The sequence below is a fragment of the Sporomusaceae bacterium genome, assembly GCA_031460455.1.
Lineage (GTDB): Bacteria > Bacillota > Negativicutes > Sporomusales > UBA7701 > Anaeroselena.
Genome location: JAVKTQ010000032.1, coordinates 1 through 8,795, shown reverse-complemented (window position 1 = coordinate 8,795; position 8,795 = coordinate 1). Strand labels below are relative to the sequence as shown.

Below are 8,795 nucleotides of genomic sequence, written 5' to 3'. Positions count from 1 at the left end.
TAGCCATAAGTTTCAACCCCAAAAATCAGTTTTATCAGGGGGAATTACCGGGGCTCGGAAGACCCGTACCCGGCTTACCCCTCCGGAAGGACCCGTAATTATTTGAGCACGCCCTTGACGCGGCTCGACTTGTACCCGCCACCAGCAGAGTTCTTGTCGCAGTTACTGTCGAAGGTCCGCATCATGTTGCGATAGTTCTCCCCGCGAGGCCGCGGTCGCCAGCTGAGGCAGCGCCGATTATAATGGGAGACTGGCGAGCCGTCACAGCGCTGGTCATCGTTGTCGTTGAACAGGCAGCGCTCATTGCAGTAATGGACACCCACGGCCACCACCTCCCTATGAAGGGTAAAAGAAAAGAGCCCGAAGGCTCTTGTTTATTATTTTCCTGTGAGATTTCGGATAAAGTTCAATCTTTGCTCTAATTCTTTGTTGTTTTCATGAATTGCAGCAGCGATAGCCTGACTGATTACTTGCTTATCATAACTGGATAAACTTGCTGTTTGGCTTAGCTTACCGTTGACAATACTCGCAAGCCTACTTTCACTCAGACCAGCACTCATAGAACAACCCCCTTTGAATTGTTTTATCTTCCAATTCGACAGGATGTTATATATTCCTTCGCAATAAGAAAACCGCCCATTTCCGGGCGGCTGACAATTTTTCTATTCTGAAATGAGTATATCAGCTAAATGTGCATCATTCAAGGGCATTTTTTGCGCACTGCGATTGGGCATCAGGTGACCGCCTCAGCACCATACAACTTTACAGCAATCATGCGGATTAGCCGGTTTTTGTTTCTCCTGACAGTGCTCGGATCACAGATGATTTTTTTAGCGATTTCGTCGTCTTTTTTGCGCTCAAAATATCGCATTGTCAAGAGGGGATAGTATTCATCGTCGACCACACATTGGAGAGCGTATTCGATTTCCTTAATCTCGACCTCATCCCGCCACAGCTTTCGTTGTACTAGCAGTATCCTGCCTTCCTGGATTTCCTCAGCTGTCAGGCGCGTATTGCCCCCAATGGTGCTGAAGAAGGTTATATCCTTCGACTTCCCGCTACCGGGCGATTCCCGCCTCAGATCTTCGATATCGCGGTGATACTTGTCGATGTTTCGCCGCAGCTCTGGATAAGCATATAAGCGGATTTCGGTCTGGCGGAAAACATTTTTGGCTTCAGCCTTACCTTTTTCCATTCCGAGAATGGCGGAGGCCTTGATGGCTTTCGTAACGGCTTGATCGATGATCTTTTCGATGTTAATTTTTTCGACGTTGACATGTTTAGTCATGCGGACCCTCCCTCAAAAACGCAAGCGATTGCGGATTTCATAGCTTCCTGATCCGGACATAAATCCCCGGCACCTCCGCCCAAAACTTTTCCGTCACCTCGCTGGCCACCAGCACATCATCCTTCCAAAAGCCGAGTTCCGTCATCACGTCCTTAAGCAGCTTGATCATATTGTCGGTGTCTGGCTTCGTTGTTTTGTACTCGCCGTTGCCGTGCGCCCCCCTGGGATAGCACCACTTGGTCACCAACTGCAGCGGGCCGGCCAGCGGCTCAACGGGAGCATGCCGGGCAAGGTAGGCTGTTAGCTTCTGGCGGATGTCGGCGAGCTCGGGAGGCTCGTAGAAGATCGGCTTGCCTTTCACGACCCGCGCCTTTTTCTCCTGGTGTGTTTTTGTCGGCGGGATTATCGGCAGGAAGAATTCAAGCATCGTATTCAACGCCCTGCCATTTGCCCGTTTGCGGATTATAGACAACGGCTCCGCTGTTCTTAATGTTATTCCAGATGTAATTTAAAATCTCAGGCTGCTGGACTAACCATTTCATGACTTCGCTATTTCGAATATCGAACTCTTGCCCGGGAATTGAGTGCCTTGTCGGGGGAAGAAAAGTTGCAACTTCCAAAATTTTACTCCTGTTTCTTTTTGGCATTTACGTCCATCCCTTCGGGAAATTTTTATTGTCAAGGAAGGGAAAAGTATGTCGGGGGGCTTCCTACGCCCCCGACTATTTTTTCCCCTTGACCGTGAGGGCGGAAAACGGCAGACATATATTTATAATATATAGGCGCGTTTCCTGATAGGAAAATCTCGATATTTTCCCGACTTTTTCCTGATAGGAAAATCTCGATATTTTTTACTTTCCTGTCAGGAAAATCTCGAAGCGTTACCGAGAATTTCCTGACAGGAAAATCTCGGAGAAACACCGACTTTTTCCTTCCTCACTTCTCCTTTCTGAAAACCGCACCATGCACATCAACGGCAAAATTGCCATGCTCTTTTATGCGGTTTCTTACAGTTTTTTCCGTTACTCCGATGTATTCGGCCATACTTTTTACTGTCGGCTGACCTTCAAACCCGGCCGCCTCGAAAGCTGTTTCGAGGGATGCCCCGCGTTCCTTTTTGCTATCTGCCGGGGTCTTCTTCCTTTTAAAGTTTCTTCTCCATGTCGGTTGATCGGCGTCGGCATCAACATCCTTCAGGACGCCGATTTTATCGACATAGTGCACCGGGTAATCAAACCACAGGTTAACCGGTGCGAACTTCGGAAACTCGCGCAGCGTCCCTTCAATGCGCCAGGCCGTCCGCTGCCGTGCCCGCTGCCGGGCCGGGTAGACGAAGTTATTGACCAGCTCGATGTACCGATCTTGAGTCAGTGATCTCTTGCAATAATCCAGCATGGCCTTCTCGCTGAGGCGATCGTCCTGCGACACATCATCATCCCAGTCGGGATAATTCGCATCCAGGAAGGCTTCGCAGGCCGCGCAGACGGCCTTGTTCTCTTCCTGCTTCGCCAGCGCCTCGGTGATCTCCAACTCGATTAGGTCGAGCAGCGCATCAGGGTCGCGGGCGAATACCCCAGAACCAGAGGCCCGGTCCATCGATCGCTTGCCACCCTGGGCCCCCTTGGAATGGTGATGGCAGTAAATAACCGCGCAGCCGAGCTCGGTGCAGACCTTGTCGAACTGATTGCAGAAATTCGCCATCTGGTCGGCGCTGTTTTCGTCACCGGTGATGATTTTATAAATCGGGTCAATGATGATGGCGATGTAGTTTTTCTTCGCTGCGCGCCGGATCAGCTTGGGCGCCAGTTTATCCATGGGAATAGATTTGCCGCGGAGGTTCCATATATCGATATTGTTGATGTTCTTCGGCTGCCAGCCGAGGGCCTGATAGACGTCCTTGAAACGATGCAGGCAACTGGCCCGGTCCAGCTCCAGATTGACATACAAAACCTTGCCTTGGGAACAGTCCCATGACAGCCACTCACGCCCCTCCGCGATCGCGCAGCAGAGTTCTATGAGCCCGAACGACTTTCCCGCCTTCGACGGCCCGGCCAGAAGCATCTTGTGCCCCTGCCGCAGGATACCGTCTATCAGGGCCGGGGCCAGGTCGGGGAGATTATCCCAGGCTCCCGCCATGTTCTCCGGCTCCGGCAGCTCGTCATTGACGCTCTCGATCCATTCCTTCCACTCCGTGAAGTTGGCTTTGCCGATATTCGTGTCAATGAGCCACTGCTTATTCCCCTGACGGACGACGCCGGGCATGCGCGACAACCTCGACGGGTTCCTGTTCTGGGTATCGATCTCCAGGCCGTTTTTCTTGCAGACGGCGTAAAGATAATCCACCCGTTTACGGTACTCCTCATAGTTGGCCGCATCGATGCGCACAATGGCGTGCAGACTTTTCTTCCCGGAATGGACCAGGCAGGCCACCGGTAGCTCAAGGGCCCGGATAATCTCGTTCTGCTTCTCGATCTCCAGGTGATCGGATTCCACCAGCGCGAACCGGAACTCGGTGACGTTCTCGTTTTTCACGCCCTTGCCGTCCAGAGGATTGAAACGGATCCAGGCGCCGCATTCCGATTTGTAATCGCCGAATACTGCGCCGATATCCCCGTCGCAGATATTCAGCTCCTCGATGAGCTGGCCGGCCGTGCGGTCCCAGTTGCCTTTTGTCGGTAAATATTTTCCTTCCTTCTCCCAGCTGCTGGTGACATAGCCGACATTCTCCGAACTGTCGAAAAGTGTCTCCAGATAGGTGGTAAGGTCTTTGACCGGGTTCCATTTTTCCGGCTCGACGAGTTCGCGGCCCTCGATCCAGTTTTTGTCGACGACTACTCGCTCCGCCTTGTCGGTGCCGATAGTGCCTTCCCATTCGATCTCATAATCATCCCGGACGGCCCTGGGGGCCTCCCAGCCCCCATCCTTGGCCATCTCCACGATTGTCCCCGCGGTGACCGGTGTGCTGGATCCCTGAAACGATCCCCACTTTTTGAAGCATTCGCCGGGCCGGTAGCGGGCGGCGTCCCTTTTGCTCCACGCGTCCCACACACTGGCCGTATAGCCCTCATGCTTGAGCGCCATGCCAACATTCGTCCACTCCTGATAAGAGAGGTTGGCGGGGTCGATATAATCGAGCAGCGGGAGCAGATCCATCTTATCCAATTTCTCTCACCTCGGGGTGGTAGTTTTGGGGGACGATACCCGGCGGGATGTGCCAGCCCTGGGCGGCGATCCGGTCGATCAGTTTTTTCGCGTGCTCGAATTGCCAGGTGCCGACATGCTGGAAGCCGCGGCTCTCCAGGAAGCGAATCTGCTTGGGAGTTGTAAGCCCTTCCATCCGGCGGATGTTGAGCCGGTCTAGGAGTTTCGACGCCTTGCCGGCGTTATCGATCTCGTCAGGGAAGATGCCCAACTTCTCCAGTGTTTTGACCTGGCTTTCACTGGGCGGCCCCATTTCCCATCCAAAACTCGGAACATAGCTCGACAGGTCTTCCGCCTGAATCGACATCTCGAACTGGAGCGGGTCGACGAGCTTGCGTTTACGGGACTTCATTTCCGCCAGTTTCTTGGCCAGGGCTTCCTCCCGGGCCGCCACCACGTCTTCGGTCGCGGCCGTCTCCACCGCTTCGATATCGAGCGGGCAGCCGGCCTCCTCGAGCTTCTCGGTCATCTTCTTGGCGACTTCTTCGTTGGTGGCGATCAGGTGAGCCGGCCGGCACAGTTCATGCCGCTCCGTGTGCCAAAGGAAATCCAACAGCAGCAGTTCTTCCTTCCCGGGGTGGAGGCGGGTGCCGCGGCCGACCATCTGACAGTACAGACTGCGGATCTTCGTCGGCCTGAGGACGATGATGCAGTCCACGCTCGGGCAGTCCCAGCCTTCGGTCAACAGCATAGAGTTGCAGAGCACGTCATACCGACCAGCGTCGAAATCCGCTAACACTTCGGCGCGATCGTCGCTGGTGCCGTTGACCTCGGCAGCCCGAAAGCCGGCCTGGGCGAGAATATCCCTGAACTTTTGACTGGTCTTGATCAGGGGCAGGAAAACGACGGTCTTCCGCCCCTGGCAATATTTTTTCATTTCCTCGGCGATCTGATGGAGATAGGGGTCCAGGGCCGTCCCGAGGTCAGCGGCCTTAAAGTCGCCACTCTGCATACCCACGCCGGTCAGGTCGAGCTTGAGCGGGATGGTCTGCGCTTTGATGGGGCTCAGGTAACCTTCCTTGATAGCCTTGGGCAGCGTGTATTCGTAGGCCAGGCTGTCGAAATACTGGCCGAGGTTGCGCATGTCGCCGCGGTCAGGCGTAGCTGTAACCCCGAGGACGTCGGCCTCGTCGAAGTGCTGCAGAACATTCTGGTAGCTGTCTGAGAGAACATGGTGGGCTTCATCGACAATAACCTTGTCAAAATATTTTTTGTCGAATTGCCGCAGCCGCGTCTCGCGCATAAGGGACTGCACCGAACCGACGACGATCCGGTACCAGCTCCCCAGACAGCTCTGCTCCGCTTTTTCCACCGCGGTAACGAGGCCTGTGGCCTTTTTAATTTTGGCGCTGGCTTGCTTGAGCAGTTCTTCCCGGTGAGCGAGTATAAGCACCCGCTCACCGGTCCTCACGCAGTCCTCGGCCACCTGGGCAAAGACGATTGTTTTCCCCGTGCCCGTCGGGAGGACGAGCAGCGTTTTCCGGTTGCCGGATTCCCACTCCCGAAAAATCGCCGCCTTAGCCTCCCGCTGATACGCCCGGTCCTCCATTAGAACTTACCGTTTTGGAACTTCTTGCTGCCGGCGGGCTGGGCTTCCTCCGCAGGCTCCAGGAAACGCTTGACCTCGTTGAAGGTTTTTCCGTCGTAGACGCGGGGACCGATCTTGGCACGCCCTTTGGAGCCGATGACTTTATTCCAGTCCATCTTCAGCTTTTCGCCGTGCTTCTTCTGGCCGATGCAGTTGAAAAACGCGCTCAGGATGCCCTCGGTCCGGGAATGCAGGAAAAGATTGTGGTTGATTGTCGCGATGCCTTCAGGTACTTTTACCTGCAGTTTCAGTTTTGCCTGATTACAGGCCGGCATCTTCTCGCTGCCATTGAAGCGGGCGCGCTCGAAGCTGATGACCTCGAATTCATACTCGCCCTCGGGCAGCGTAATGAATTCCGGAGATTCTTTCTCGATCTCCGAATCCCAGTCCAGTTCCATCCCTACGTCAGTTCCACCAAATTCGTTGTTGTAAGCCATCGTCGTTTCCTCCTCTAATTTTTATTGAAATGGTATTTGTCTGACATCGACGACCAGAGCCAGTACCTGGTCCCAGGCCCCGACCAGTACACCGTCGATGAAGTCCGGGTCGTAATTTCGCACAGGGGTGTCCTGGGGATAATAGCCCTTCATGGCGACGACCTGTTGAATCTCGGCGACCGTCACGCTGTTTGCTGCCATCAGGTCGGCCAGCGGCTTCGGCAACTCCTGCAGGTTATCCGGCGCCCTGGGACTAACCGCTGCCGTCTTGTTGTCGCCCGCGGGGGGAGTAGTTTTTTCTTGCGTCGGCGGAGATTTTTCCTGCTGAAGCGGCGCCGGTTTTTCCTCCTTGGCCTTCTCCTTCGGCGAGGCTTGCGCTGCCGGAGCAGCGGCGGAGGCTTCCTTCGCGGGCTCGGCGGGGGCCGGCGTTTTAGCTGCGGGGGCGGCCGCAGGCTGGGCAGCTGGTTTCGTTGCTTCGCCAGTTTCATGATTGGGGATGCAGTAAGCGATCTGAGTGAATTCAAACGGGAGCTCCGGTTTCAGGTCGTGCCGATTCTTGGCGTCCCAGCAGGGATGATGGACAGTGTGCATGACACGGGCGCCGCCCTGGGCCTTTTTTTTCTCGTTGATCTCGACGACGTATTGTTTGTAGTTTGCGAAAAGCACCATGTCCGCCCATTCCTTGACAAGCGCCGAAGTTTGCCCGCCGGTCTTGTTGCCCAGCTTTAGCTCGTAGCGGTCGTAGCTGCCGCACTCGTCGGGAAGTTCAAATTTGCGAATCTGCGTGTGGGCCGTTAGCACCACATTAATCCCGGCGTCGATAACGTCCTGGAGGAGGTTGAGGAACTTGCCGATCTCTTCCTTGACGAACACATGGCCCTTACCATAGCCGAAGTCTTCGATCCCTTTCTTGCTATGGATGGCGCAGACATGGGCAACACATAACTGCTCCGCCCAATCCATCGTGTCGATAATCAGCGTCTTGCAGCAGCCAGGCGTAACCTTGACCTCCTGCACCATTGCCAGCAGCATGGTCCAACTGGTGGGCCGTGGCAGCCTGGCTACGTCTATCAGATTCGTGCTGCCCTCAGTGTCGATGAACAGTGGCTCAGGGAACTGCGAAGCGAAAGTCGACTTGCCGATGCCCTCGGGGCCGTATATGACCACCTTCTGCGCCTTCCACACGAACCCGCGGGTAATATTAAGTGCCATCAAAACTTACCCCTTTCCCATGCGCTTTTTTGCTCGGCTCCTTCTTCGGCGTAGCCGTCGCTGATGATGATCGTGGCCTCGTCCTTCGACGTGGTTACCCGGGTGGCGATGACCTGCAGCCCCTCGGCCTCCAGCCAGGCGCCAAATTCCCTCATCGTGTCGGCATCCATCTGCTCGAGCTTGTCCATCAGGACGAAACCGCAATTCGGGTTCAGCCGGCGGACAATAGCCGCCGCGACCTTCAGCTGATCAGAACCGCTCATGTTGTCCCAAGCATACTTGCGATAGAGCAGTTCCCCATTTTCCACCGTAAGTTCCGGCAGCGGGAGGTTGGCGCCGTTCAGCAGATCGGTGATCTCCTGGCGGACCTGGTTGATTTCGCCGGTCAAAATGTCGTACTGTGCGGAGTAGTCGTCCGCGTCTAGCACGGCCTTTTCCCGGTCCATGTTGGCGCGCACCTTGGCATTGATGGCTTCGATGTTGGCCAGGTTCTCCTCGAGCTCGGCCGTGCTTTCGTCGATCAGGTCTTCGGCCGACTTGTTGGCGGTGGCCAGGTCGCCCATGGCAGCCTGATAGGAGACGGTAGCCTGGGCCAATTCTTCCGTCAGCCGGTCCACTTTCGCCTTTAGGAAATCAACGTTTCTCGCGATCTCCGCAGCATGCTGGCGCTTGCGGGCGTTCTCCCCGTTCCTGGCCAGGATATCCTGCTGCTGGGTAATCAGCGCAGTCGCGCTCACCGGCGCGGCCGGTGCATCGGGATAATGAGGGAGTTCAGCGGCATGAGCCTTTTTCTGGTCGGCGATGCGGCCGATCTCGGTCCGGCGGTTGAATAGCTGATCCCGTTTCGTCTCCAGCGCTTTCAATTGATCCTCGACGCCGATGATCCGCAGGAGGGTGGCGGCCTTTTCCTTACTGGTGGCCGCCATGAACCGGGGCAGATCAAGCGCCAATTGCTCGACGAATTCATTCAGCAACTGCTGGCCGCCCTTGTTGCCCTGGGGGTCGGTTACCTTGAGGGTGCTGTTTTTGCCGGAGCGTTCAACGACCAGGCCATTGCTCAATGTGACCT

The 8,795-nt window shown here is 55.4% G+C and carries 10 protein-coding genes; all 10 read right to left on the bottom strand.

Annotated elements, in window-relative coordinates; all coding sequences use genetic code 11:
- Window positions 1–98 precede the first annotated feature (98 nt).
- On the bottom strand, window positions 99–323 hold the full coding sequence (locus RIN56_20440; GenBank protein ID MDR7869164.1) for a hypothetical protein: 225 nt from the start codon (window positions 321–323) through the stop codon (window positions 99–101).
- A 54-nt stretch (window positions 324–377) separates the two neighbouring features.
- Window positions 378–560, bottom strand: coding sequence for a hypothetical protein (locus RIN56_20435; protein ID MDR7869163.1), 183 nt, complete (start codon window positions 558–560; stop codon window positions 378–380).
- 173 nt (window positions 561–733) lie between these two features.
- Window positions 734–1,288 (bottom strand): hypothetical protein, encoded by a 555-nt coding sequence (locus RIN56_20430; protein MDR7869162.1) that lies wholly within the window; start codon window positions 1,286–1,288, stop codon window positions 734–736.
- A 37-nt stretch (window positions 1,289–1,325) separates the two neighbouring features.
- A complete protein-coding gene (locus RIN56_20425) occupies window positions 1,326–1,715 on the bottom strand; it encodes a RusA family crossover junction endodeoxyribonuclease (protein MDR7869161.1) in 390 nt (129 codons plus the stop codon).
- Complete coding sequence (locus RIN56_20420) at window positions 1,708–1,908, bottom strand: hypothetical protein (protein MDR7869160.1); 201 nt, start codon at window positions 1,906–1,908, stop codon at window positions 1,708–1,710. Before RIN56_20420 ends, RIN56_20425 begins: the two co-directional genes overlap by 8 nt.
- 316 nt (window positions 1,909–2,224) lie before the next feature.
- Entirely contained in the window at window positions 2,225–4,441 is a 2,217-nt protein-coding gene (locus RIN56_20415; GenBank protein ID MDR7869159.1) for an AAA family ATPase, read from the bottom strand.
- A gap of 1 nt (window position 4,442) precedes the next feature.
- Window positions 4,443–6,038 (bottom strand): DEAD/DEAH box helicase, encoded by a 1,596-nt coding sequence (locus tag RIN56_20410; GenBank protein MDR7869158.1) that lies wholly within the window; start codon window positions 6,036–6,038, stop codon window positions 4,443–4,445.
- Entirely contained in the window at window positions 6,038–6,514 is a 477-nt protein-coding gene (locus RIN56_20405; GenBank protein ID MDR7869157.1) for a DUF669 domain-containing protein, read from the bottom strand. Before RIN56_20405 ends, RIN56_20410 begins: the two co-directional genes overlap by 1 nt.
- A gap of 21 nt (window positions 6,515–6,535) precedes the next feature.
- Window positions 6,536–7,726 (bottom strand): ATP-binding protein, encoded by a 1,191-nt coding sequence (locus RIN56_20400; protein ID MDR7869156.1) that lies wholly within the window; start codon window positions 7,724–7,726, stop codon window positions 6,536–6,538.
- Window positions 7,726–8,795, bottom strand: a 1,070-nt coding sequence (locus tag RIN56_20395; GenBank protein ID MDR7869155.1) for a chromosome segregation protein SMC, incomplete at its 5' end; no start/stop codon positions are given. The genes RIN56_20395 and RIN56_20400, both read right to left, overlap by 1 nt.

Coding starts and splice junctions, on each gene's coding strand:
- RIN56_20430 (MDR7869162.1), bottom strand. CDS start 1,288: ATGACTAAACATGTCAACGTCGAAAAAATTAACATCGAAAAGATCATC.
- RIN56_20400 (MDR7869156.1), bottom strand. CDS start 7,726: ATGGCACTTAATATTACCCGCGGGTTCGTGTGGAAGGCGCAGAAGGTG.
- RIN56_20425 (MDR7869161.1), bottom strand. CDS start 1,715: ATGCTTGAATTCTTCCTGCCGATAATCCCGCCGACAAAAACACACCAG.
- RIN56_20410 (MDR7869158.1), bottom strand. CDS start 6,038: ATGGAGGACCGGGCGTATCAGCGGGAGGCTAAGGCGGCGATTTTTCGG.
- RIN56_20435 (MDR7869163.1), bottom strand. CDS start 560: ATGAGTGCTGGTCTGAGTGAAAGTAGGCTTGCGAGTATTGTCAACGGT.
- RIN56_20415 (MDR7869159.1), bottom strand. CDS start 4,441: ATGGATCTGCTCCCGCTGCTCGATTATATCGACCCCGCCAACCTCTCT.
- RIN56_20405 (MDR7869157.1), bottom strand. CDS start 6,514: ATGGCTTACAACAACGAATTTGGTGGAACTGACGTAGGGATGGAACTG.